Annotated in this window: 20 protein-coding genes; 8 read left to right on the plus strand and 12 right to left on the minus strand. The window is 31.9% G+C overall.

Going from position 1 to position 25,112, the window contains the following annotated elements; all coding sequences use genetic code 11:
* Window position 1: 1 nt before the first annotated feature.
* Both gmk and LX78_RS00820 read right to left on the minus strand, forming a co-directional pair.
* Complete coding sequence (gene gmk, locus LX78_RS00815; protein ID WP_109680742.1) at window positions 2-595, minus strand: guanylate kinase; 594 nt, start codon at window positions 593-595, stop codon at window positions 2-4.
* A 42-nt stretch (window positions 596-637) separates the two neighbouring features.
* Window positions 638-1,495, minus strand: coding sequence for a YicC/YloC family endoribonuclease (locus LX78_RS00820; RefSeq protein WP_109680743.1), 858 nt, complete (start codon window positions 1,493-1,495; stop codon window positions 638-640).
* 112 nt (window positions 1,496-1,607) lie between these two features.
* Here LX78_RS00820 and LX78_RS00825 point away from each other — a divergent pair, with 112 nt between their 5' ends.
* Window positions 1,608-2,087, plus strand: a complete 480-nt coding sequence (locus LX78_RS00825; protein ID WP_109680744.1) for an acyl-CoA thioesterase — start codon at window positions 1,608-1,610, stop codon at window positions 2,085-2,087.
* Here LX78_RS00825 and LX78_RS00830 read toward each other — a convergent pair.
* Both LX78_RS00830 and LX78_RS00835 read right to left on the minus strand, forming a co-directional pair.
* Window positions 2,076-2,972, minus strand: coding sequence for a DMT family transporter (locus LX78_RS00830; RefSeq protein WP_109680745.1), 897 nt, complete (start codon window positions 2,970-2,972; stop codon window positions 2,076-2,078). The genes LX78_RS00825 and LX78_RS00830 overlap by 12 nt on opposite strands.
* Window positions 2,965-3,318, minus strand: a complete 354-nt coding sequence (locus tag LX78_RS00835; protein WP_109680746.1) for an arsenate reductase family protein — start codon at window positions 3,316-3,318, stop codon at window positions 2,965-2,967. Before LX78_RS00835 ends, LX78_RS00830 begins: the two co-directional genes overlap by 8 nt.
* Window positions 3,319-3,424: 106 nt before the next feature.
* Here LX78_RS00835 and LX78_RS00840 point away from each other — a divergent pair, with 106 nt between their 5' ends.
* Entirely contained in the window at window positions 3,425-3,880 is a 456-nt protein-coding gene (locus LX78_RS00840) for a DinB family protein (protein ID WP_109680747.1), read from the plus strand.
* On the opposite strand, the gene LX78_RS00845 is transcribed toward LX78_RS00840, so the two are convergent.
* Complete coding sequence (locus LX78_RS00845) at window positions 3,875-4,591, minus strand: DUF3298 and DUF4163 domain-containing protein (RefSeq protein WP_109680748.1); 717 nt, start codon at window positions 4,589-4,591, stop codon at window positions 3,875-3,877. The two genes, LX78_RS00840 and LX78_RS00845, sit on opposite strands and share 6 nt — an antisense overlap.
* A gap of 90 nt (window positions 4,592-4,681) precedes the next feature.
* Here LX78_RS00845 and LX78_RS00850 point away from each other — a divergent pair, with 90 nt between their 5' ends.
* Window positions 4,682-5,821: a cystathionine gamma-synthase gene (locus tag LX78_RS00850; protein WP_109680749.1), complete on the plus strand. Its 1,140-nt coding sequence runs from the start codon at window positions 4,682-4,684 to the stop codon at window positions 5,819-5,821.
* A 56-nt stretch (window positions 5,822-5,877) separates the two neighbouring features.
* Here the strand turns inward: LX78_RS00850 and LX78_RS00855 are convergent, their stop codons facing one another.
* Window positions 5,878-6,702 carry a THC0290_0291 family protein gene (locus LX78_RS00855; protein WP_109680750.1) on the minus strand — a complete coding sequence of 275 codons (825 nt, stop codon included), beginning with the start codon at window positions 6,700-6,702 and terminating at the stop codon, window positions 5,878-5,880.
* A 236-nt stretch (window positions 6,703-6,938) separates the two neighbouring features.
* Between LX78_RS00855 and gdhA the strand changes: the two genes are divergently transcribed.
* From gdhA to LX78_RS00875, 4 genes are all read left to right on the plus strand, one after another.
* The gene (gdhA, locus tag LX78_RS00860) at window positions 6,939-8,282 is read left to right on the plus strand and encodes an NADP-specific glutamate dehydrogenase (protein WP_109680751.1); all 1,344 of its coding nucleotides are present in this window, start codon (window positions 6,939-6,941) and stop codon (window positions 8,280-8,282) included.
* Between the two features lie 117 nt (window positions 8,283-8,399).
* On the plus strand, window positions 8,400-10,748 hold the full coding sequence (gene porZ, locus LX78_RS00865) for a type IX secretion system anionic LPS delivery protein PorZ (protein ID WP_170109777.1): 2,349 nt from the start codon (window positions 8,400-8,402) through the stop codon (window positions 10,746-10,748).
* Window positions 10,748-11,470 carry a DNA repair protein RecO gene (gene recO / locus LX78_RS00870; RefSeq protein ID WP_109680753.1) on the plus strand — a complete coding sequence of 241 codons (723 nt, stop codon included), beginning with the start codon at window positions 10,748-10,750 and terminating at the stop codon, window positions 11,468-11,470. Before porZ ends, recO begins: the two co-directional genes overlap by 1 nt.
* Window positions 11,471-11,488: 18 nt before the next feature.
* On the plus strand, window positions 11,489-13,906 hold the full coding sequence (locus tag LX78_RS00875; protein WP_109680754.1) for a TonB-dependent receptor: 2,418 nt from the start codon (window positions 11,489-11,491) through the stop codon (window positions 13,904-13,906).
* A gap of 66 nt (window positions 13,907-13,972) precedes the next feature.
* On the opposite strand, the gene LX78_RS00880 is transcribed toward LX78_RS00875, so the two are convergent.
* The gene (locus tag LX78_RS00880; RefSeq protein ID WP_170109778.1) at window positions 13,973-19,786 is read right to left on the minus strand and encodes a T9SS type A sorting domain-containing protein; all 5,814 of its coding nucleotides are present in this window, start codon (window positions 19,784-19,786) and stop codon (window positions 13,973-13,975) included.
* 113 nt (window positions 19,787-19,899) lie between these two features.
* On the opposite strand from LX78_RS00880, the gene LX78_RS00885 reads away from it, so the two are divergent.
* Entirely contained in the window at window positions 19,900-20,373 is a 474-nt protein-coding gene (locus tag LX78_RS00885; RefSeq protein WP_109680756.1) for a regulatory protein RecX, read from the plus strand.
* Between the two features lie 56 nt (window positions 20,374-20,429).
* On the opposite strand, the gene LX78_RS00890 is transcribed toward LX78_RS00885, so the two are convergent.
* The 5 genes from LX78_RS00890 to LX78_RS00910 are packed head-to-tail and all read right to left on the minus strand — an operon-like array spanning window position 20,430 to window position 25,061.
* The gene (locus tag LX78_RS00890) at window positions 20,430-20,960 is read right to left on the minus strand and encodes a DUF6646 family protein (RefSeq protein ID WP_109680757.1); all 531 of its coding nucleotides are present in this window, start codon (window positions 20,958-20,960) and stop codon (window positions 20,430-20,432) included.
* A 40-nt stretch (window positions 20,961-21,000) separates the two neighbouring features.
* Window positions 21,001-21,867, minus strand: coding sequence for a cupin-like domain-containing protein (locus LX78_RS00895; RefSeq protein WP_109681341.1), 867 nt, complete (start codon window positions 21,865-21,867; stop codon window positions 21,001-21,003).
* A 39-nt stretch (window positions 21,868-21,906) separates the two neighbouring features.
* A complete protein-coding gene (gene bioB, locus LX78_RS00900; protein ID WP_109680758.1) occupies window positions 21,907-23,001 on the minus strand; it encodes a biotin synthase BioB in 1,095 nt (364 codons plus the stop codon).
* A 56-nt stretch (window positions 23,002-23,057) separates the two neighbouring features.
* Window positions 23,058-24,485: a flotillin family protein gene (locus LX78_RS00905; RefSeq protein WP_109680759.1), complete on the minus strand. Its 1,428-nt coding sequence runs from the start codon at window positions 24,483-24,485 to the stop codon at window positions 23,058-23,060.
* Between the two features lie 3 nt (window positions 24,486-24,488).
* Window positions 24,489-25,061, minus strand: a complete 573-nt coding sequence (locus LX78_RS00910) for a hypothetical protein (protein WP_109680760.1) — start codon at window positions 25,059-25,061, stop codon at window positions 24,489-24,491.
* Window positions 25,062-25,112 lie beyond the last annotated feature (51 nt).

Raw genomic sequence — 25,112 nt, forward strand, 5'->3', positions numbered from 1 at the left:
TTTATTGTTTCTCTTCAACAAAATTACCAACTAAAGATTCAGCTTCCGTAAGAGCTTTTTCTAGATTATCGTTTTCAATAATCACATCAAATAAAGGAGCTGTTGCAAGCTCAGCAGATGCTTTTGCAATACGCATATTAATTTTATCTGCACTTTCTGTTTTGCGTTTTTTTAATCTTATTTTAAGCTCGTCGATACTTGGTGGTTTTACAAAAATTGCAAGTGTCTCTTTGGGGTATTTTCTTTTAATTCGCAAACCTCCAGATACATCAATATCAAAAATAACATGTTTGCCTTTTGCCCAAATACGTTCTACTTCTGTTTTTAAAGTACCATAAAAATTATCGCGATAAACTTCTTCCCATTCCAGAAATTCATCGTTTTTTATTTTGCTTTTAAATTCTGAAGCTGTTAAAAAATAATAGTCTTTAGCATCTATCTCCTCGCCTCGTTTTTCTCTAGAAGTTGCAGAAATTGAGAATTCTAAATTTAATTTTTCTTGTTTTAAAAGGTGTCTAACAATTGTTGTTTTTCCAGATCCTGAAGGAGCAGAAAATACAATAAGTTTGCCTTTGTTTAAATTGTTATTTGTCACTAATATTTTTTTAATTTTGAATTAAGTGCTTTAAATTTTAATCTAAAGTACATTCAATAATTGTTCCTTAATCTTTTCTAATTCGTCTTTCATTTGCACAACAAGCTTTTGCATTGGTGCATAATTACTTTTAGAGCCAATAGTATTTATTTCTCTACCCATTTCTTGTCCTATAAATCCTAATTTTTTTCCATTAGAATCATCAGAACTTAATGCAGCATTAAAATAATCTAAATGATTTTTTAGTCGTACTTTTTCTTCAGTGATATCGAATTTTTCAATGTAAAACATTAATTCTTGTTCAAATCTGTTTTCGTCAACCTTTTCCTTAAGCTCTTCAACTCCTTTACGTAAACGCTCTCTAACGCCTTCAATACGTTCTGGATCCATAGCAATAACTTGTTCCAGTAAATCTTCAATATTTTTTAACCTGATTCTAAAATCTGCTTCTAATGCTTTTCCTTCGTCTAATCTATAGGTGTCAATGTTTTTCAAGGCCACTTTAACTTCATTTAAAATAGTATGCCATTCATCTTCATCAATATCATCACGTTCTGTATTTAATGCATCTGGAAAACGAACTGCCATTTTTAAAAGTTCTGTTTCGTCTCCATCTACAACCTCTTTTAGCTGTTTGATGTATTGTTTAACAACGCTTTTATTTAATTGTGTTGTGGTTTCTTCTCCAGTCATTTCAACATAAATTGAAAAATCTATTTTCCCACGTTCTAAACTGCTACCAATAAGTTTTCTTAAACTCAATTCCTTTTCTCTATAGATTGAAGGCATTCTGGCATTTAAATCCAGATTCTTACTATTAAGAGATTTTATTTCAATCGTGATTTTTTTGGTTGGCAATTGTAAAACTGATTTGCCATAACCTGTCATGGAGTGTATCATAAACTTATTTTATAGTTGTACAAAGGTAGGTAAAACTAAGAGCTTAGAAAACACTAATTTTATTATTCATGCATAATAAGATTATGTAGTTTTGTGCTATAAAAAAATAAATATGTACACAAAACAGTTTGAAATTAGATGGAGTGATGTGGATGCAAATAGACATTTAGCGAATAGTGCTTATACTAATTTTATGAGTCATACCAGAATGGCTTTCTTTATTGAAAAAGGGTTGGATATGAAAACCATAGAAGAGTACAATTTAAGTCCAGTGGTTTTTTACGAGCATATGTATTATTTTAAAGAAGCTTTTTTAGGGCAACCAATAACCGTTAGTTTAGAAGCATCTGGCTTAAGTGAGGATGGCATGTTTTTTAAATTCGACCATAACTTTTATAACCATAAAGGCGAAAACATAGCACATTGCGAAATGCTTGGAGCTTGGATAGACTTTACAACAAGAAAATTAACTGGATTACCAAAAAAACTATTTAAGCTTCAAGACAACTTTCCTAAAACAAACACTTTTAAAATACTTACAAAAGCAGATACCAGAGTTTTCGGAAAAAAACCTGTTCATTTAACTGCTTAATTTTGGTCTTTTAGTTACTAAATAAACACCTGTAAAAATTAATGAAGCTGCAATTATCTTAATCATATTCATGGTGTCGCTTCCCATTAATAAAGCAAAAATACTTGCAATTACAGGCTGAATATATAAAAATGTGCTTACTGTTGAAGCTTTTAAATGTCTTAAAGCAATTGGGTTTAATAGGTATGTAAAAAAAGTAGCTCCAACAACAACAAATATTACAGAAAACAGGATATAAGGTGTAAATGAAGACCATACAATTTGAGAAAACTCTCCATATCCAAAAGGTAAAACTATTATGAATCCGAACAAAAACAGCCACTTAATAAAAGTAAAAGGATGGTATTTATTAGTTAGTTTTTTTATAATTATAAGATATATACTATAAGATACAGCATTAATAAAAACTAATAAATTTCCAAATGGAATATTGTCTGCAACATGTGAAGATTTACCATAAACAGATAAAACTATTGCTCCAGAAAAACCAAGAAGTATTCCAATAATTTTTAAACCTGTAATTCTTTCTTTTAAGAAGAATGCTGAAAGAACAAGTACAACAATTGGCACAACAGTCATAATTACCGATGCATGTATAGGTGTTGTAAATTCTAAGCCTTTAAAGAAAGTAAGCATATTTAAGGCTATTCCAAAAATGGATGCTAAAAAAAATGTGATGTAATCTTTAGGATCAACTTTTTGCTTTGGAGTAAAAATACTTAGTATCCAGAATAAAATAGCTGCTCCTAGAACCCTTAGAAAGATAAACCCAAAAGGTCTTATAAACCCTTCATCTATTACATTGTTTGCAAACGTAAACGTAAAGCCATAAATAACTTGAACTAAAAACACGCCTATTAATGCAAAAATTCTGGTTTTATCCATGAATCACTTGTTTGGCTTGTTCTATTGTTTTTTTAGAATTTCCTATAAAAATATGATTGTTAAATAAAATTACTGGACGACTCAAAAAGGTATAATGTTCTAGAATATATTGTTTGTAATCTGCTTTTTTAAGTATCTGGTTTTTTAAATCCATTTCTTTATAAAGCTTTGCTCGTTTACTAAAAAGAGCTTCAAAAGAACCTGAAAGTTTCTTCATTTCTTCTAGTTGCTTTACAGTAATTTCTTCAGTTTTAATGTCTTGTAAAATAAAGTCTGTTGGTAGGTTAAGCTCTTTTAAAATTCTTAAACAGGTACTACACGTTTTTAAGTAATATACTTTTTTCATCTAGCGCTCACCATCGTGAGTATTTTTTAATTAAAACTTAATTTCTTTATGCAAAGAAAACCCATTTTTATTGAAAAATAATTACTTTTAAATAAAAATTAGAATCATGGATTGGGCTTTCGATATTACCACAAAAAACAGAGCAATATTTAAAACATTTTTAGAGACTTTTACTTTAGAGGAACTAAATAAAGTGCCAAAAGGGTTCAATAACAATATTATTTGGAATGTTGCTCATACAATTGTAACACAACAATTATTGGTATATAATTTATCTGGAATACCTATGCTTTTATCCGATGAAATGATTGAAATGTATAGAAAAGGAACAAAACCAGAACGTGATGTAACTTATGCTGAAGTAGATTTAATTAAAGGTTTGTTATTTTCTACTATTGAAAAAACTAAGGAAGATTACAACAATAAAGTGTTTCAAACGTATAACGAATATACTGTTACTACTAAAAGTACATTAACTAATGTTGATGAAGCTATCGATTTTAATAACTTTCATGAAGGCATCCATTTAGGATATATTTTAGCCTTAAAAAAATCTTTATAAAAAGTTTAAAGTACTCTGTAAGTCTTCCCAAGGAATGTTTATCTCTGTTATTCCAGAAGAATATGGAGCAATCTCGTAGGTATTGTAAAGGAGAATAACGCCTTCTTCATTAAATCCTATATTTTTGGGTAATTTAAAATTATCTGGTTCAAAATACAACTCTTTTTTATCGGCTATTTCTTCGTTAAAATAGTCTTTAGCTATTTCTGTAAAGCTAAGGTAGTCTTGAAATAAATCTTCGTTTTTTAATTGTTTTCCTGTATATACATCAAAATTTAAAAAGTTGATAATTAAATTCCCATGAGCTCCTCCAGTATTCATATAGGAAGTTATGGCTATTGAAACAACTTCATCAGACTGGTACATAATTTCACCATCTATCTGTGCATCCCATTCCATTACGCTCTCAGGAAAATCAGTTTTAAAAGCTACATACTCATTATTAAATAAGTCTATACTTTCAGTTACTGTCATTGTAGTTGACTTATTATCTGACTTTGGAATTAAAGAAGATACAATAATTTGATTTATTCTTTTATTAATTGCATTAGCAACCTCTTCATCGCCAATCGCTTCTGGAATATTAATTTCTACAACTTTATTTGCACTTGTTGTAACGTTAATTTCTTTAAATTCAAGAGTTTTTTCCTCTTTACAAGTTTGAGAAAATAAAGAAATAATCAATGTGTAAACTAAAAATTTAAATCGCATGGAACAAATGAATTAAGTTCTTGTTAAAGATAATTATTGCATTTGAATAGACCGAATTAAACTATAACTTTGTTAAAAGTTTTTAAGCATATGAAATTCAACACTAAAACAATACATGGAGGACAAGAACACGATCCAGCTTATGGTTCTGTTATGCCTCCAATTTACCAAACATCAACTTATGCTCAATCTACTCCAGGAGGACATAAAGGTTATGAGTACTCAAGATCTCATAACCCAACTAGAAATGCCTTAGAAAATGCTTTTGCAAGCATAGAGAATGGCACTCATGGTTTAGCGTTTGGTTCTGGTTTAGCAGCAATTGATGCTGTTTTGAAATTATTACAATCAGGAGATGAAGTTATTTCAACTAACGATTTATATGGTGGATCTTATAGGTTATTCACTTCAATTTATAAGAAATTTGGCATCAAGTTTCATTTTATTGGCATGCAAGAAGCTACAAATATTGAAAACTATATTAATAAGAACACAAAACTTATTTGGGTTGAGACTCCAACAAACCCAATGTTGAATATTATTGATATTAAAGCGTGTGCTTCAATTACAAAAAAACATGATTTGCTTTTAGCCGTAGATAACACATTTGCTACGCCATATCTACAAAGGCCTTTAAATTTAGGAGCAGATATTGTAATGCATTCTGCAACTAAATATCTTGGTGGACATAGTGATGTAGTAATGGGAGCACTAATTGTAAAAGATAAAGAACTAGCAGAGAAATTATATTTTATTCAAAATTCAAGTGGAGCAGTTTGTGGTCCTCAAGACAGTTTCTTGGTTTTAAGAGGGATTAAAACACTTCATATTAGAATGCAACGTCATTGTGAAAATGGGAAAGCAGTTGCAGAATATTTATCAAATCACCCAAAAGTAGAAAAAGTATTTTGGCCAGGATTGGAAAGTCATCCAAATCACAATGTCGCTAAAGAGCAAATGAAAGATTTTGGTGGTATGATTTCTTTTACAACAAAAGGAAATAATTATGAAAAGGCTATTAAAATTGTTGAGGAATTGAAAATATTTACACTAGCTGAATCTTTAGGAGGTGTTGAGTCTTTAGCTGGTCATCCTGCAAGTATGACACATGCTAGTATTCCAAAAGAAGAACGTGAAAAAACAGGTGTTTTAGATTCACTAATAAGACTAAGTGTTGGAATAGAAGATGAAGATGATTTAATTGCAGATTTAAAACAAGCAATCAATTAAAAATAATAAAACCAAGAAATTTTCTTGATTTTTTTTTATATATTTTGTTTTAGAGATTAATCCAGATAATATATATATCCAAAATTTAACCATATTAACCAATCGTTATATTTATTGCTATCTAATTGGTGGTTAAAACCATCTATCCAATCGCTTCCAAAATATTGCCATCTTAAATCAAGCATTAAATCAGAAAGTGGTGTCAATTTATATCTCACACCAACGCTAGTTACTAAAGACCATGTACTTCCTTTATCTAAATTTATTGGATATTCTCTCTGTTCGCCAAGAGGGATTGCTGGTAAATAAGTTTCATTTGCATACCAATAAGAATAAATAGTATCTTCGTTTAAAACATCTCCTCTAGTCGAACTAGATTTTGGATTATAAGCTGTATAATGAATCCCTAAACTTATAAATGGTGCAAAACGATAGCTAAAGGCTTGAAATGATCGAATACTTAAAGGAAAGTATTCTAACTGCATACCAATATCAAAATTTTGAGCCTCACCACTATGAGCTCTTAATCTATCTGCATTTTCACTTGTTTTGTCAGGAGCAACCCATTGCCCAAAGTGATCTAACTTAGTTTTATTCCAAGAAATTTCACTTCGTAATTTAAAATGATCATTAAAATATGTATCTGTAGAATAACAGTTACAATCAGCTCTATAGGCAAAATTAATATAATGTATTAAGCCTATACCTACTCCTGTATTTCCTATATTAGTTTCTTCATTATTTCGAACACCATAATCAGAACGAAACTGTACTGGACCTACTATAGCGCCAATTTCATGCGAAAATCCAAGTTGGGAAAAACTCATTTGAGACCCAATAAGTAGGAATATAATTACGGATAATTGTTTCAAATTGAACATAGTAACTTTCGATAAATTAGAGGGTGTCATAAAACAAATATAAAAAAACTCGACAAAACACCAAAAAAATCAGATAAAACACAATTTAATTGGAATGTTCGTTATTAAACGGTTAAATCTAATAATTATTCAATTAACATTGTGAAAAATAAAAAAATAATATATAATTTTTAAAGTTAATGTATATTTGTCATTGAAAAAATAAAATTAGCTCATCATAATTAAAAATTACTTAAATGAAAAATAAAATAGATGCATTTTTAAATCTTGTAAAAGAAAAAAATGGACATGAACCAGAATTTTTACAAGCTGTTCATGAAGTAGCTGAAACTGTTATTCCGTTTATTGAAGCTAATCCTAAATACCAAGATAAAATGCTATTAGAGCGTATGGTTGAACCAGAACGCACAATTATTTTTAGAGTTCCATGGGTTGACGACCAAGGTAAAACTCAGGTTAATAGAGGGTTTCGTGTAGAATTCAATTCTGCCATAGGACCTTATAAAGGAGGTTTACGTTTTCATCCATCTGTTAATTTAAGTATTTTAAAATTTTTAGGATTTGAACAAGTATTTAAAAATTCTCTTACAACTTTACCAATGGGTGGAGGAAAAGGAGGAAGTGATTTCGATCCTAAAGGAAAGAGTGATAATGAGGTAATGCATTTTTGCCAATCTTTTATGACTGAATTATTTCGACACATTGGTCCAAATACAGATGTTCCAGCAGGAGATATTGGAGTTGGAGGTAGAGAAGTTGGCTATATGTTTGGTCAATATAAAAGACTTAGAAATGAATTTACAGGTGTTTTAACAGGTAAAGGTATATCCTTTGGAGGTTCATTAATTAGACCAGAAGCCACAGGTTATGGTTGTGTTTATTTTGCAAAAAATATGCTCGCTACTAAAAATGATTCTTTTGTAGGGAAAACGGTTGTTATCTCAGGGTCTGGAAACGTAGCTCAATATGCTTGTGAAAAAGCGACAGAACTTGGAGCAAAAGTAGTTACTTTATCAGATTCATCTGGATATATTCATGATACTGATGGTATTGATGTTGAGAAATTAGCCTTTGTGCAAGACATTAAAAATGTTAAAAGAGGGAGAATAAGTGAATACTTGAATAAATATCCTTCAGCAACATTTCATGAAGGCGCCAGACCATGGAGTGTAGCTTGTGATGTTGCCATGCCATGTGCAACTCAAAATGAATTAAATGATGTTGAAGCAAATATGCTAATTAACAATAATGTAAAAGTAGTTGCTGAAGGTGCTAATATGCCAACAACTCCAGATGGTGTTTCAGCTTTTCAAAATGCAAAAGTTATGTTTGCACCAGGTAAAGCTTCAAATGCTGGAGGAGTTGCTACATCAGGATTAGAGATGAGTCAAAACTCATTAAGGTTAAATTGGACTCGCGAAGAAGTAGATGCTAAATTAAAGCAAATAATGGACAATATTCATGGATCATGTGTAACGTATGGGACTGAAGAAGATGGCTATATTGATTATGTAAAAGGTGCCAACATTGCTGGGTTTGTTAAAGTTGCTGATGCCATGCTTGGACAAGGTGTTGTATAATTTTTAATAGAATTTAAAATAAAAGCTTCCTAAATGGGAGCTTTTTTTTGTTCAAATTATATGTTTTATTTATAAAACTCGTTATATATAGATATATTTGAAAGTTTAAAAATTAGTATGAATAAAAGAGTCTCTTTATTATTTATTTTATTTATTCCTTTAATTTCTATAGCCCAAGATTATTCTGCGCTTTGGGATGGTTATTTTTCTTATCTAAATGTAAAAGATGTCTCAAAAGGAAATGGCAAAATATATGTAGCTGCTGAAAACGCTATTTTTACTTATGATTTAGAAACATCTGAATTAGAGACGCTTACTACCATAAATGGTTTGTCTGGTGAAGAAATTTCAAAAATTTACTATAGTGAAGCATATGAATTATTAATAATAGGCTATGTAAATGGGCTTATTGAAATTGCTTTAGATAATAATGAAAATATTTTAACTGTTGTAGATATCTTAGATAAACCAACCATACCTCCTACAGATAAAAAAATAAATCATTTTGAAGAATATAATGAGTTTGTTTACATATCAACAGACTATGGCATCTCAGTTTATGACTTGTCAAGACTTGAATTTGGTGATACTTATTTTATAGGTAGTGGAGGTTCACAAATAATTGTTAGACAAACTGCAGTCTCTGGAGACTATATTTATGCAGCCTGCATTAATAGTGGTGGTCTTAAAAGAGCTCTAGTTAATAGTACAAATTTAATAGATTTTCAAGAATGGGAAATAATCAGTGGAGGGAATGTTGCAGCAGTAGAATCTACAGATGAAGGTGATGTATACACTGTTAAAGTAAATAGAAAAGTTTATAGAGTAGTAGACACTAATTTAGAATTTTTAGTTCAAATCCCAGATCAAACAATAGATTTTAGAAATGTAAATAACAATCTATTTTTAACTACAAAAAACGAATCTTATTTTTTTAATGGTGAGTTTGAACAAATAGACCTTATTCCTATACCAGTAGAATACCCTACTAAATTTTCGGCAACTACAATGGATGGTGACTATATGTATATTGGTACAGAAGATTTTGGCCTCTTAAAAATAGCTTATTTTAATCATAATGATATTACTGAAATCCATCCAGATGGCCCATTATTGAACAGCCCTTTTGCTATTCAAACAATTCCAAATAATCTTTGGGTAACATTTGGTGATTATTCTTTAACGTATAATTCATATCCAGAAAAAGAAAGAGGATTCAGTCATTTAAATAATGAAACTTGGATTAATATCCCGTACGATAGTGTTTTAGGTGCCAGAAATTTAAATAAAATTTCTGTTAACCCCTTCAATAATCAACAGGTATTTATTAGTTCTTTTGAAGATGGTTTAATTGAAGTAAATAACGATTCGCCAACTATATTATACGATGAATCTAATAGTGGTTTGCATTCTGCAATTCATCCCACAAACCCTAATTTTCGAAGTGTTAGGGTAAGTGCTTCAACTTTCGATTCAAGTGGTGTATTATGGACTATGACAGGAAGAGTTGCAGAACCATTAACTTCTTATGATCCTAATTCAGGTCAATGGGATAGTTTTGATTTTACTGATTTAATACCTGATGCCTTTGATGGGGAATGGGGTTATAGTGATATAGAAGTGGATAATAATGGCACGAAATGGATTGGAGCTTATAATAACGGACTAATTGGTTTTAACAATAATAATGGCATTCAATTAAAAAGCATAAACACTGAAGAGCAAAACATGCCAACAACATTTGTTTCCTCAGTAGCAATTGATAAAAGGAATCAAATCTGGATTGGAACCATTAGTGGCTTAAGAGTGTTATATAATACATCAGCATTTTTTACAGATTCAGCCATTGAAGCACAACAAATTATTATTTTGGATGATGGTGTTCCAAAAGAACTCCTGTTTCAAACGTACGTTTCAGACATAGAAGTAGATGGATCAAACAACAAATGGATAGGAACAATTGGAGCTGGATTATTTTATTTCTCCTCAGATGGACAACAAACTATATATCATTTCACAAAAGACAATTCTCCACTCCCTACAAATAATGTAGTTGATGTTGCCTTAGATGATGCTACTGGTGTTGTATATATTGCTACTGACAAGGGATTAGTTTCATATAATGCAGGTGGTTCGCAAACAGAGGTAACTTTAGAAAACGCTTTTATTTTTCCAAACCCTGTTAGGCCATCTTACGATATAAATAATAAAAAGGTGAAAATAAGAGGTATTACAGATAGCATGAATATTAAGATTACAGATATTGAAGGAAATCTTGTTGCTGAAGCTCAATCTAACACAAATTTACGCTATCAAGGCTATAATTTGGAAATAGATGGAGGAACTGCCTATTGGAATGGTAAAAATCTAGGGAACAATACTGTAGCTTCAGGAGTATATATGGTAATGTTGAATGATTTAGAAACTTTCGAGACTAAAGTTATTAAATTAATGGTAGTGAGGTAATGCTAACTAATACAAACGCCATTGTTTTATCGAAAATAAAATACAGAGATAACGACTTAATAATTAAATGTTATACTCAAAAATTTGGTCTTGTTAGTTATATCTTAAGAAATGTTTCCAATTCAAAAAAAGGAAATTCAAAATCTGCTTATTTTCAATTATTATCTCAATTACAACTAGTTACATTACATAAGAAAAACAGATCTTTACAAAATATCAAAGAGGTTAGAACTCAATATTTATACACCAGTTTACAAACACATGTTATTAAAAATTCTATTGTGTTTTTTTTAGCCGAAACATTAACAAGTGCGTTAAAAGAAGAAGAGCCAAACGAACAACTCTATACATACTTAGAAACAACTCTTCAGTGGCTTGATACACATGATGAATATTCTAACTTTCACTTGCTCTTTTTGTTAAAACTCACAAAACATCTAGGGTTTTATCCAGAAATGGCCAAAAGCAGTGAGTTATATTTTAATTTAAGTGAAGGGACATTTGAAAAAGTAAAAAATAATATTTATTCTGTTTCAGGTGAAAATATAATCCTCTTAAAACAGCTTTTAGGCACAAATTTTGATGAGTTAAACTCAATAAAAATAAACTCAAAACAAAGGCAATCTTTTTTAAAAATGATGCTAACGTATTTTGAGTTGCATCTTGATGGGTTTAGAAAACCTCAATCTATGCAGATTTTTAATCAAATATTTAATACATAGTTATTTAACCAACTGAGAATGAAATTTATTTTATCATTTTTTGTTTGGATTTTTTTTGTTGGAACTATTCAAGCTCAAGAAATTCAAATTTTAGAACAAGAATCAAAGGAGCCCATTGCAGGAATTTCTATATATAATGCTTCTAGAACCAAATCAACTATTTCTGATTTTGATGGTAAAGCCGTTTTAGATAATTTTTCTGATTTCGAAACTATTTATTTTGAAGATTTGCTTCATTTAAAAATAGAATCAAATAAATCAAAAATAATCGAGAATAACCATATCGTATTATTAGAAGCTAAAATCGAAGGCTTAGATGAAGTGGTTATTTCGGCTTCTAAATTCGAACAAAGCAAACGAGATATTCCCCAAAAAATTATTAGTATTGATGCTAAAAAAATTCAATTAATAAACCCGCAAACAAGTGCTGATTTATTAGAAAGCAGTGGAAATGTATATATTCAGAAAAGTCAGTTAGGAGGAGGAAGCCCTATGATTAGAGGTTTTTCAACTAACAGATTACTAATTACAGTAGATGGTGTTAGAATGAATAATGCCATTTTTAGAAGTGGGAATCTGCAAAATGTTATTTCAATAGATCCGTTTACCATACAAAATACCGAAATTACTTTAGGAGCTGGTTCTGTTGTATATGGAAGTGATGCTATTGGTGGTGTTATGAGTTTTTATACTAAAAAACCTCAGCTATCTTATTCTAATAAAACTTATTTTAAAGCCAATGCAATTGCCAGATATGCTTCAGCAAATGAAGAAAAAACAGGTCATTTAGATTTGAATTTTGGGTTAAAAAAATGGGCTTTCTTATCAAGTGTTTCTTATTCTAATTTCAACGATTTAAGAATGGGAAGCCATGGTCCTGAAGATTATTTAAGACCGGAATATGTTGTATCTAACAATGGCGTAGATGAAATAGTCGCAAATTCAAATCCTAAAATACAAGTGCCAACTGGATTCAGCCAAATAAACTTATTACAGAAAGTGCGCTTTGAGCCTCAAGAGAATTTAAGTTTCGATTTAGGGCTTTATTATTCAACAACATCAGATTATTCTAGATACGATAGGCTTATAAGGTATCGTGGTGATGAATTGCGTTCAGCCGAATGGTATTATGGTCCACAGGAATGGTTTATGGGAAATATACAAATGACAAAAATTCGTAGTAATTCTAACTTATACGATAAAATTCAAACGACACTAGCATATCAAAATTTTAAAGAAAGTAGAAACGATAGAAGTTATCAATCAAACTTAAAAGATATTAGAGAAGAAGCCGTAGATGCATTCTCTTTTAATGCAGATTTCGAAAAATTACTGTCAGCTAAAACCGAATTATTTTATGGAGTAGAATATGTTTATAACAAAGTAAAATCTAGAGGCGAGATATTAAATATTGAAACAAATGAAACTGAACCAACTGTATCAAGATATCCAAATGGTTCAAATTGGCAGTCTGTTGCAGCCTATACGAGTGTAAAGTTCAAGCCAAGCGAAAAATTCATTCTTCAATCTGGTTTACGCTATAATTATATTTTCATGCACGCAGATTTTTCAGAAAACAATCTTTATCTCAATTTGCCATACAACGAAACCAATTTAAACTTTGGAGCACTTACTGGATCGGCTGGAATTAGCTGGATACCGAATAACATTATACAATGGAAATTTAACCTCTCTACGGCGTTTAGAGCACCAAATATAGACGACATTGGTAAAGTTTTCGATTCAGAACCTGGTTCGGTTGTAGTTCCAAATCCAGATTTAAAGGCCGAATATGCTTATGGAGGCGAGCTAGGTTTGACCTTAAATTTCAACAATATCTTAGTAGTAGATTTAGCAACTTATTACACCTATTTAGATCAAGCATTAGTGAGAAAAGATTACAGCTTAAATGGCGAAACCGAAATTATCTACGATGGCGAATTGAGCAATGTTCAAGCTATTCAAAATGCTTCTGATGCTAGAATTTATGGCTTTGAAGCTGGAATTCATTTAAATTTTTCCAAACAGTTTAAATTAACGTCTCAATATAACGTTACAGGAGGAAAAGAAGAATACGAAAATGGTTCAGAAATCCCAGTAAGACATGTTTCTCCAAATTTTGGAAACACACATTTTATCTGGCAAAAAAACAAGTTCTTAGTCGATGCTTTTGCAGAGTATAATAACGAGTTATCTTTTTATCAATTAGCTCCTTCAGAACAAGACAAGGATTATATGTATGCCTTAGATGAAAACGGAAATCCATACGCACCTTCTTGGTACACCTTGAATTTAAGAACTCAATACCAAATAACAAAGTCTGCTACTATTACTGCGAGCCTAGAGAATATTACAGACCAACGTTATAAGACCTATTCCTCTGGAATTGCTTCACCAGGAAGAAACTTCATTGTCTCGTTAATGTATAGTTTATAAAGTCTATTTAAAACAAAAAAAACCACTACAAGATGTCTGTAGTGGCCTTTTTATTGGCTTAAATCCTTACTTTCTTTTCACTGCCTTTTTACTAATAACCTGTCCATTAGTCAAGGTTATTTTGGCAATATAAGTTGCTTGACTTAAGTTAGAAAGATTATACGTTTCAGAATTACTGTTTCCTTTTAAATTGTAAATAGTTCTTCCTAATAGGTCGATTATTTCAATCTTTTTTATCTCATATTGATTAGGTACTTTAAATTGTACCTCGTCATTTTGATGTTCTATGATAGTCACACTATTCGCTGAAATTTCTTCTTCATTTATAGAAAGGGAAGAATCTCTAAATATTATTTCAAAACGATTGTTAAAATTTCCAGCATCAGAAACAAAAGAATATGGCGCTTCAATTAAATTATGTATAAATCCTAATTCATTATCTTTTAGATAAATGATTTGATTATCTGTTTCAAATAAACCATCAATAAAAGCAATAGCAAAATGATAATTCCCTTGCTCAACTATGTTTACACCTAATGGAATAGCATCCGTATCATTAAAAGGTAATGAACGTCCTTGAATAATAAATGGTGTTTCATCTATTAATGAATATAAATATTGATTGCTTGATACAGAAGTTATAGCATCATACATTCTATCACGCTCCATAGTTGCTCCATCCACATAACCAACTAAAATTCTATTAGTCCCTTGAGTTTCTGAAACTAAATCTAACCAAATTCTATGTCTTTCTGCTGCATTATAACTAGGCTCCGTTGTTCTATAAAACTGAGAATTATCAAAAGCCTTATTTCTCATTGAATTATTGAATTCAATATTAGTTGAAGCTGAATCATCTGTAGAGTTAGTACCATTTAACATATTTACCATAAAACTCTGTCCGGCTGCAATCGATATATTACCTGGTCCATTACCTGCACCAACAGCATTATAAGCTATGTAATCTGTAGCAGTATAATTGGATCCAAAATCGTAATAAAATGGATCTTGGGTATATATTGGGTCGTTGCCATGTGTCCAAAAATGCACAAAACCATCTAATGCATTTTTATTTGGAATGTGGTCTAAAAATAAAAATACATCAACAGCAGAAGGATATGGATTTCCTATTAAATTCCAGTTATCATCAATATTGTCTTTATCTATTCCTCTTGAAACAGTAACAGTTGTTAAGCCATTAAATGGGACACCTAGGAAATCTACTGTAAAGTTTAAATCTCCTGGATTAACAGGAGCTGCTTGACTTCCAAATCCTCTAACAATATAACCAACTCCTGAATCCATATTTCCACTAGCAGGAATCCAGTTTCCTTGGGTCCCATTTGTGTTATTAAAAGTTGGATTCCAATTGTAAATATATTGTGTTGTTGAAATATTATTTACATCAAAATTACTTACAGGAGAAGACCAATACACATAATCTAAATTATCAACCGATGCTTTACGTTCCATATTGATATTTCCTGTGTTTACTCCTGAGTCATCAATTTGTACTAAAGAGCCATTATTTTCTATCATAAATGTACCATTATTGGTAACGTCAAAATTCACATTTACATAATCATCACTCCTTACTATTAAAGTATTATCTGGATTTATAATTAAACTACAAGCATCAAAACTAGTTTGGCCATTTGTACCATCTCCAGTGTCATAATCATCATTTATTATAGCGATAGTATCGATATCTGGTGTCGTAGGTGTCCAAACTGTTCCGTTCCAAGTGGTTCTATTCAATTCTATTTTTATTGCTTCACTTGCAGTAGAACAGCTACTTCCTTCGCTCACATCACAATAGAATTGATAATTTGTTTTAGTAAAAATATTATTTATAGTTAAAGTACTTTGACTAGCTGAATTTACTACAACATAATCACCTCCAGTACTTATTGGATTCCACATATCATTTATACCATCATAGTAATACCATTGAAAAGTTAAATCATAAGAATCTGCAGAAAAGATCCCTGTATAACCTTCAGTAGCATCAGCAGTAATTTCAAAAGTGTTACATGTAGTAGTTGGTGTGTCTAATAATATTGTTGGTGTACCACCTTCAAAATTTGGAGCTTGACCTGCACCAACACAGTAAGGGGATGAAGGGTAAATATCTGTAAATGACCAATCAGCTGAATTGTATGTAGCAACAGGTTTAGCTACACTTAAATCTCTTAAATAATGATAACCTACAATATTTGCAGTATGTAACTGATCAATGGTAATATAGCTACCTGAACCGTTATCTTTTCGTAATTCAACACCATCATTGGCATTGAAACCAATAAATTCAGTTTCATAAGGTGTAGCGTAATCACTACAATTACTTCCGTTTATCCAAATACGGTAAATCTCTCCTGGTGCTAAGGTACCTGAAAGCGAATGCCATAAAGAGTAAGGAAAACTTCCAGTATTAGAGTAATCAGTACTTCTATAAAGTCTATATTCACTTAAATCTTTAATTTCTAAAGTACCATTAAAAACAGTAATCATTCCACCATTTCCCCAAGCACCACCTGAGCCATCTATGTTTTGATCTTCATCAAACAATTCATAAATAAATAAATCAGTAGGAGGAGGTGTTATATTTGTCTGACAACTTAATTCTTGATCTATTACATTAAAAGGAAAAGCAGAGTCACAAACAATAGAATTAGTTTTAATAATGATGCTGCCATCTATTGCATTATGAGGGATTTGTATAACTATTTCGTTGGTGTTTTGTGATATAGGAGTAAGCGTTGTTGAGTTAAAACTTACTGTAGCCGTTCCTAATTGACTACCAGAAATAGTTACATATGTTCCAATGGGTCCAGAAGATAGGTCAATACTAGTTGTTGTAGTCGGAGGTGTACAAGGTGTACAATACACTTTTACATCATCAAGATACCAACTATTAAATGTAGAGTTAAACCTAAAACGAACATTAGCAAAAGAAGCTAAGTTTACACCTGAGACATCTGTTAAGTCTACTAATTCTGTTTTTCCAGCTTCAGTAACACTAAAACTATGTAATAGAGTCCAAGCTCCGGTTCCAATTCGATAATCAACCGTGGCAAAACTACCACTTGCAGCAACAGATGCGTCCTGATAAAATTCTAATATCGTAGGATAATCGGCCTGTGAAGTAATAATAGCATCGTTTGTGCCAAATACTCTACATGGCTGTGAAGCTCCTGAATGTGCACCTGAAGTTTCATTTATAGTTCCACTATTAGTCCAACCAGTATCTGGAAAACTATTGAAATCTTCCTCAATACAAGGCGAACCACTATGTACAAACAAAACAGCTTCATCAGATACCGTGTCTCCACATGAATTAGTTGCTACTATTCTATATAGATAACCATGCATACTAATACTTGCACTTAAAACAGTAAGTGTATTTGAGTTTGTACCAGTATTGGTCCAGTTAGTCCCACCATCTATACTTACTTGCCATTGGTAACTTATAGCTCCAGTAACAGTAGCTGAAAAAATTGCATTGGCTCCATTTGCTACATTAATATTATCTGGTTGATCTGTAACATCTGGTAGATTACTTATTGTAACAGTATATGGGCCAATAACTCCAGTAGACCAACATGATGTTACAGTATTATAGGCTCTTACATAAAAATCACCACTAATTGTAACATCTAATGCATTGGCAGCGTCATCAGTCATATCTATACCTGAAGCATCTGTTTGCCAATAGTAAATAATATTTGAAGGTGGAGAACCTGAAAAAGCCAATTCTGCTGTTTCACAAAAGTCAGGAGCATCTATACTTGATATAACACCTGAAGGATCAGCTGGAGGTGTACATGGAGTGCCACAGTATATCTTAATACTATTAATAAATTGTACACGATAGTCGTCTGAACGGTATAATCTCAATCTAATATTGGTACCATTAGAAACAGCAAATGGTAAATTTACAATAACTGTAGAATAAACAGTGGATGTAAAATAATCTTGCTGAACATCAACCCAAATACTTCCATCAAAATACTGAAGAATCATACCATCTTGAGTACCTGAAGAGCTTGAACTTACTGCCGTTTCGTATTCAAAAGTTTGCGCATTACTTATAGGAGGCAATTCTAACCAATCTCCAACATCATTTAATTGCACTCTATTGCTTCCAGCATAGCAGCCATTTGAATTCCAAGTACCATCACTAGTGGTTTCAGTCCAGTTTGAATAACTATGATTCCATCCTGTAAAATCTTCCTCTAAACAAGGTCCAGTTATAGTCGTTGAATTTCCTGTTAGTGGATTAATTGTATTATAAGCAGGTCCTCCAGAACAACTAGCATCATTTAATGCAAAAACAAAGAAATAATACTGTGTGGTTTGGGATAATCCTGTTGCTGTAAACATTGAAACATTTGAACTTTGAACTACTGTTCCTAAACCAATAGTATCACCTGCAGAATAAGTTGTTCCATTTATGGGATTAGCTCCAAGAGTAGCTGATGTACTTACAACAACCAAATACTCATCGGCAGTAGTAGCGGTAAAAGAACCGTCTATAGACGAACCTGTTATATTACTTAAAATTAAATTAGTTGGTTGTCCTGTAGGCGCAACACAAGGTGTTGGTGTGGTTATACAAATACCAAAATCGCCAGTGGTACCACCATTATATTCCCAAACTCTAATATATAACGTTGTCCCTGCTAATGAAATATTATTAAAGTAAATAGATGACATATTAGCATTTAAGCTACCATCATCATCACATTCAATTAATGACAGACTTCCACAAGTTCCAGAATATAGAGCCATGCCACTATCAGTAAAGTCAATATTATTAGTGTCAATAGTAATTTCTCCTGTTGCAGGTACAACCACAGAAAACCAAACATCTTCCCCATTGTAATTTGCACAACCCGGATTACCTTCTCCGCTATCTGTAGCATTTACATTGGTATAAGTTATATAAGTACACGTGGAAGTTGGCGATAAACTTATGGCTCCACTGCATAAATCATTAGCAGGTGGTGGAGGTAACACTTCGCCACTAACGTTAATAGTTGGTGTTGTGCCTAAGCCAGGAGTTGAGTTAGAAATTGTAATAGTACTACTATATGTGTTAACAGCTAACCCTGCAACTAAACGTGTATAAATGGTAGTAGTCCCATTTAAAGTTCCTGCAGGAACGCTTACAGAATTACCATATCCACTACCTGAAGTTAAAGACACCTCGAAGTTTATGGATGAAGATGTAACAGTTGTACCAGCAACTAATAAAGTTCCTTCAATATCAAAACTTTGTTGAACCGAAGGGCCAGCACCTAATATATAATCTAAACCTGCTAGGTTGGTTGGTGTTGCAGTGATGTTTGGACCAGTTGGTGTGTCCAATTTAAATAACACAAATTTTCGTTGATTACTAGCATAACAAGCAAATCTTGGTGAGCTAGGGTTGTATTGCAAAATTCTTGTTGAAACAGCAACATTGGTAAAAATAAATGAACCTCCAGAGTATGTAACATCCCACCTTTGATTATTTGTAGTTACGTTGTCAACTATTTGAACATTGTTGCTAAATCCCGTGTAAGAAACATATTTTGAGATATCTTCATTAAATATACTTCTTCCAGAACTGTTGGTTTCTATCTTCCATACAATTGTGACTGAGGGATCTGTAATTGTTGTACCTAAAGGAGAAATGACTGTTCTGTCTAAAAATGTGCCATTATGTGAGTTATTCATTGCAAAACCTTCTTCATCTTCTGCAACAACATAGTAACCATCCGTTAGATCTGTTAGTGAAGTAATTTTTGTAAAAGTCCCAGTGCCTGAATATTGCCCAAAACCAGACAAAACAAAGCAAAAAATAGCTACTAATACAAGAGGGTATTTCTTAATCATAGGGGAAATTTTTTTTATTTGCCAAGACAAACGTACAAATATAGTACAAATTATAGATAAATCCATGTCTTACAGAATGTTAGTTGTTAACAAAATGTTATTATCTTGCAGTTATGAAAACGGTTAGAACCTACACCTTAGAACAGGCCAAACGAACCCTTGAAAACTACTGTGTCTACCAGGAACGTTGCCATAAAGAAGTAGTGCAAAAACTTCGAAATATGCGCATGATTCCAGAAGCTATAGATTTGGTTGTGGTTCACTTATTAGAACACAATTTTTTAAACGAAACCCGTTTTGCAAAAAGCTATGTTCGTGGCAAGTTTCGTGTTAAAAAATGGGGACGGAAACGTTTGGAGCTAGAATTAAAAAAACGAGAGATTAGTAAGTTTAATATTAAAGAAGCTTTTAAAGAAATTCCAGATACAGACTACTTAAACACTTTTCATGTTTTAGCCGAAAAAAAAGCTGCAAACATAAAAGAACCAAATGTGTATAAAAAACGAAAAAAACTGGCTGATTATTTACTTTATAGAGGCTGGGAAAGTCCTTTAGTTTATGGGAAAGTACATGAGTTAATTCAATAAAAAAAGCCTTTTATACGTATTTATAAAAGGCTTTTTTTATTCTGTGTTTTTGTAAATTATAAATTAAATACAGCTCCTAAATTTACGGAAAACTGATTATTAAGTTCTTGTGCTGGTGTTAAGTTGTCTTTATATTTTGCTATAGGAAATTGAGCTTCAGTATACAATCCAAAACCAGTTGTAAAGAAATAACGAGCACCAAGGTGACCACCAAAATTCTTTAAACTAAAATTTAAGCCTGGATACAAATCAAAATTTTCATCAATGTTTATAACATTACCAATATTGGCATTAAAACGTGCTTTTAAATCAAAACGATCATCGAATCCTGCTTTTTCTACAACTGTATTTCCAGATGGATCTTTTACACCATCTTGTAAATCTCCTGAAACACCTAAGGCATAGCTAGAACTTACACCAATAGATATGTTTTCTCCTAATCCGTAGTCATAACTTACATTAAGACCTGTAGCATGCGATTGAAAATTAGCGCCTAATTGAAATTTTTGATCTCCTTTACCACTAAAAGCTTGTCCGTTTACTAAGTATGCAGTAAGCATACAGGTAATTATTATTATTCTTTTCATAAATACTTTTTAACTTTTTAAAATTTGGGCAAATATAAGATTAAGTATTTAAAGTAGCAGTGGTTTTTTTAACAGCTTGCTCATTTTTCCAGTCAATCCATTTTTGGCCTTTAAGTCGCCTCATTAAGTTATCAAAATGTCTCATAACAAATACGTTATAAATAGCTTTACTTAAATGTTTTGGGTGTCTAGGAATTGCTCTTAAACTCATAGAGAATCCCGTTGTTTTATATTTCATATAATGCCAATATCCTTCTGGCATATATAAAACTTCACCGTGTTTTAAATTAGTTTTATAGCCATTTGCTTGTTTTAATGCTGGCCATTTTTCAAAATTTGGATTTGAAAAGTCAATGTCTTCACGAGTAATTAATGCATGTGGGATTTTATACAAATATTTGCTTTGATTCTGGTCGAATAAAATAATTTCTTTTTCGCCAGCAAAATGAAAGTGAAAAATATTAGCCAGATCAATGTCGTAATGCATAAACGTATGTGTCCCTTTTCCTCCAAAAAATAACATAGGAAGTTTTTTTAAAAGTTTTAGACCTAAATCTGGATAAGTAAAATCATTTTGAAGCTGAGGAACTTCTTTTAAAATATTCCATAAAAAAATGCGATATTTTGTTGAGCCGTTTTGAAGTAAATCGATATAATCGTTTAGTTTCATTTTAGCATGTGCCTCATTAAACCCATCGTCGCAGGAAACAGGTCTGTCGTCATAAAGAGACACGATTTTATCTCCAGCAATTTCTTTAAAATAGTCTAAATTCCATGTATTATATGCTGGCCAATCTTCTATAAATTCTTCAAGTACCACAGGTTTTTGTGGTTTATAATAGTGTTCCAAAAAATCTTTCTTAGAGATAGATTTAACACGTGGAATATCTTCGAGGTTCAATTTCAACATCTTTTATTTAAGAGGTTAAAAATATTCAAGCCTAACCTATTTTAAAGTTTTAGCTTTTTCTTTGGCAGCTTCGTTACGTTCAATTTTATGTTCAGGTCTGGTCCATCTAGGTTTTTCACCTAAAGCCTGATATTCAGATTCTGTTGCTTCAACCGTTTGTGGTTGTACTTTTTTAGTGAATGGTTTTTGAGGATTCATTCCTAACAATTTAAACATTTTCATGTCCTCATTTACATCTGGATTAGGTGTTGTCAATAACTTATCACCTGCAAATATAGAATTTGCTCCAGCAAAAAAGCACATGGCTTGCCCTTCGCGACTCATTTGTGTTCTTCCAGCACTTAAGCGTACTTGTGTTTCTGGCATCACAATTCTGGTAGTTGCCACCATACGAATCATGTCCCAAATTTCAACGGGTTTTTCATCCTCTAAAGGCGTTCCTTCAACAGCAACTAACGCATTAATTGGCGTCGATTCTGGTTGTGGATTTAAAGTTGATAAAGCCACCAACATACCTGCTCTGTCTGCCACATTTTCACCCATGCCAATAATTCCTCCAGAACAAACAGTAACATTGGTTTTACGTACATTGTCAATCGTGTCTAATCTGTCTTGATATCCACGAGTTGAAATAACTTCTTTATAATATTCTTCTGAAGAATCTAAATTATGATTGTAGGCATAAAGTCCAGCTTCGGCTAAACGTTTTGCTTGATTTTCTGTAACCATTCCCAATGTGCAACACACTTCCATATCGAGTTTATTAATGGTTCTAACCATTTCTAAAACCTGATTGAATTCTTCGCCATCTTTAACATTTCTCCATGCAGCTCCCATACATACTCGAGAGCTTCCAGTTTCTTTAGCGCGTAATGCTTGTGCTTTTACTTGTTGTACACTCATTAAGTCATTGCCTTCAATATTGGTATGATAACGAGCAGCTTGAGGACAATAACCACAATCTTCTGAACATCCTCCGGTTTTTATTGAAAGTAATGTAGAGACCTGAACCACATTAGGATCGTGATGCAATCTATGAATAGTTGCTGCTTCGTAAAGCAATTCCATCATAGGTTTGTTGTAAATATCTAAAATCTGTTCTTTAGTCCAGTTGTGTCTAATCTCGTTCATAAAATCAATAATTTGGGTAAAAATAGAAAATTCCACCTTTGGGGTGGAATTTTATTTTACTTTTTATCTTTAGAATTATCAACATCTTTTTTATCAGGATCAGATTTGTCTTCTAAATCTTTTCCTTTTAGATATTCTGGTAACTGCATTCCGGCCATATTAAACATCTCTTGTAAAGGAGGGACAGATTGATACATTCCAGATAGAAAATTTGCAGTTGACGATTTTCCATCCTTTCCACCACCATTTTCCCAAACAGTTACTTTATCAATTTTAATGTTTTTTATTGCCTCAGCTTGAGTCTTTACTAACTCAGGCAACTTATCAGCAATTAATAATAATACAGCATCTTTAGAGTTGTTGCCTGCTGCTTTTACTATTTGGTCCAAACCTGCTGCTTGTTTAGTTAATACTTCAAACAATCCTTGTGCTTCGGCTTGAGCTTTAAACAAAATAGCATCAGCTTCACCTTTTGCTATTCTTCTTATATTTTCAGCTCGTGCTTCTGCATCGATTTCAACTTTCTTTTTATCAATCTCAGCAGGTACAATAACATCTGCCATTTGAGAAGAACGTTCTCGTTCTGCTCTAGCTACTTCTGCTACCTGTTCTGCTGCATAAGATTCTTCTAATGCTTTTGCTGTTTGAACTTTTTCTGATGCGATTGCTACACGTTCTGCCTCTGCTTCTCTTTGACGACGTAATGAATCGGAATTTGCGACTGCAATTTTTGCCGTATTTTCACCTTCTACTGCTTGCGCATTTGCAGCAGCCACTTGCGTTCTTTCGTCTTGAACTGCATTTGCCTCACCAATAGAACCATCTCTATTTTTCTCTGCTACCGATTTACGAGCTGCATTAATTGCATGTGCTGCAGCTTCTTTTCCAAGTGCTTCAATATAACCAGACTCGTCAACAATATCAGTTATATTTACGTTTATAAGTTTTAATCCTACTTTTTTAAGCTCAGACTCAACACTTTCAGAAATATTAGTTAAAAACTTATCTCTATCAGAATTTATTTCTTCAATATCCATGGATGCAACAACCAAACGTAACTGACCAAAAATAATCTCTTGTGCTAATTCCTGAATTTCATTTTGCCCTAAACCTAGTAGCCTTTCAGCTGCATTTTGCATAATTCCAGGCTCTGTTGAAACACCAATGGTGAATCTTGATGGAACATTTACTCGAATATTTTGTTTTGAAAGGGCATTTACTAAATTAACTTCAATTGAGATAGGCGTTAAATCTAAAAACTGGTAATCTTGAATTACAGGTAAAATAAAAGCTGCTCCACCATGAATACATTTTGCAGATTGACCTCCACCAACTTTTCCATAAACAACTAAAATTCTATCTGAAGGACAGCGTTTATAACGTCTAACTAAAACAATAAAAAATAAGAAAATAAATAAAATGGCAGCAATAATTGCTATTGGAAAACCTAGACTAAAAGCGTCTTGAGTAGTAATTAAAATCATATATTATTTGTTTAGTTGTTCAACAATTAAAATTCCATTATCTGTAATATTCTTTACTTTTATTACTGAACCAGATTTTAAATCGGTTTCAGCATCTGTAAGTGCTTCTAATTCTCGTAAAGCACCTTGTATTTTAACATGAGCCTTACCAATTGAAGATCTGTTTGCTCCAATTGTTAAGTAAACTTCACCTACTGCACCAATAGCATTTTTAAAATCTAGAGTGCCACTATCATTTAGTTTTCGCATATAGAAAAACATGGCTGCCATAATGGCCATCATAATTAATCCGCAAATTAATGAGACACCAATTGTTATTGGTTTAGAAAAACCAGCATCTATACAAGCAATACCACTCCAACCAAATAAAGTAAAGAAACCTATTAAGTTTTTAAAAGTGATAAATTGAAATCCCATTCCTGTATCTCCTTCAATTTCGGCATCTGTATCTAATTCACTTGTATCTCCTCCAACAAAAGTTAAAACCATTGTTATAGCAAAAATAAATGACCCAATTAAAGCGATACTCCAATAAATTTTGGCAAATAATTCTAAATTTGAAAACCAATCCATCATAGTATTAAGAATTAAAAATTAAAAACGAAATATAAGACCTTTTGTTGGTCT

Source organism: Xanthomarina spongicola, assembly GCF_003148645.1.
GTDB classification, from domain to species: Bacteria; Bacteroidota; Bacteroidia; order Flavobacteriales; family Flavobacteriaceae; genus Xanthomarina; species Xanthomarina spongicola.

What these genes read in the sequence shown, in the direction of transcription:
- LX78_RS00820 (WP_109680743.1), bottom strand. Translation starts at nt 1,495, where the DNA reads ATGATACACTCCATGACAGGTTATGGCAAATCAGTTTTACAATTGCCA.
- LX78_RS00825 (WP_109680744.1), top strand. Translation starts at nt 1,608, where the DNA reads ATGTACACAAAACAGTTTGAAATTAGATGGAGTGATGTGGATGCAAAT.
- LX78_RS00830 (WP_109680745.1), bottom strand. Translation starts at nt 2,972, where the DNA reads ATGGATAAAACCAGAATTTTTGCATTAATAGGCGTGTTTTTAGTTCAA.
- LX78_RS00835 (WP_109680746.1), bottom strand. Translation starts at nt 3,318, where the DNA reads ATGAAAAAAGTATATTACTTAAAAACGTGTAGTACCTGTTTAAGAATT.
- LX78_RS00840 (WP_109680747.1), top strand. Translation starts at nt 3,425, where the DNA reads ATGGATTGGGCTTTCGATATTACCACAAAAAACAGAGCAATATTTAAA.
- LX78_RS00845 (WP_109680748.1), bottom strand. Translation starts at nt 4,591, where the DNA reads ATGCGATTTAAATTTTTAGTTTACACATTGATTATTTCTTTATTTTCT.
- LX78_RS00850 (WP_109680749.1), top strand. Translation starts at nt 4,682, where the DNA reads ATGAAATTCAACACTAAAACAATACATGGAGGACAAGAACACGATCCA.
- LX78_RS00855 (WP_109680750.1), bottom strand. Translation starts at nt 6,702, where the DNA reads ATGTTCAATTTGAAACAATTATCCGTAATTATATTCCTACTTATTGGG.
- gdhA (WP_109680751.1), top strand. Translation starts at nt 6,939, where the DNA reads ATGAAAAATAAAATAGATGCATTTTTAAATCTTGTAAAAGAAAAAAAT.
- porZ (WP_170109777.1), top strand. Translation starts at nt 8,400, where the DNA reads ATGAATAAAAGAGTCTCTTTATTATTTATTTTATTTATTCCTTTAATT.
- recO (WP_109680753.1), top strand. Translation starts at nt 10,748, where the DNA reads ATGCTAACTAATACAAACGCCATTGTTTTATCGAAAATAAAATACAGA.
- LX78_RS00875 (WP_109680754.1), top strand. Translation starts at nt 11,489, where the DNA reads ATGAAATTTATTTTATCATTTTTTGTTTGGATTTTTTTTGTTGGAACT.
- LX78_RS00880 (WP_170109778.1), bottom strand. Translation starts at nt 19,786, where the DNA reads ATGATTAAGAAATACCCTCTTGTATTAGTAGCTATTTTTTGCTTTGTT.
- LX78_RS00885 (WP_109680756.1), top strand. Translation starts at nt 19,900, where the DNA reads ATGAAAACGGTTAGAACCTACACCTTAGAACAGGCCAAACGAACCCTT.
- LX78_RS00890 (WP_109680757.1), bottom strand. Translation starts at nt 20,960, where the DNA reads ATGAAAAGAATAATAATAATTACCTGTATGCTTACTGCATACTTAGTA.
- bioB (WP_109680758.1), bottom strand. Translation starts at nt 23,001, where the DNA reads ATGAACGAGATTAGACACAACTGGACTAAAGAACAGATTTTAGATATT.
- LX78_RS00905 (WP_109680759.1), bottom strand. Translation starts at nt 24,485, where the DNA reads ATGATTTTAATTACTACTCAAGACGCTTTTAGTCTAGGTTTTCCAATA.
- LX78_RS00910 (WP_109680760.1), bottom strand. Translation starts at nt 25,061, where the DNA reads ATGATGGATTGGTTTTCAAATTTAGAATTATTTGCCAAAATTTATTGG.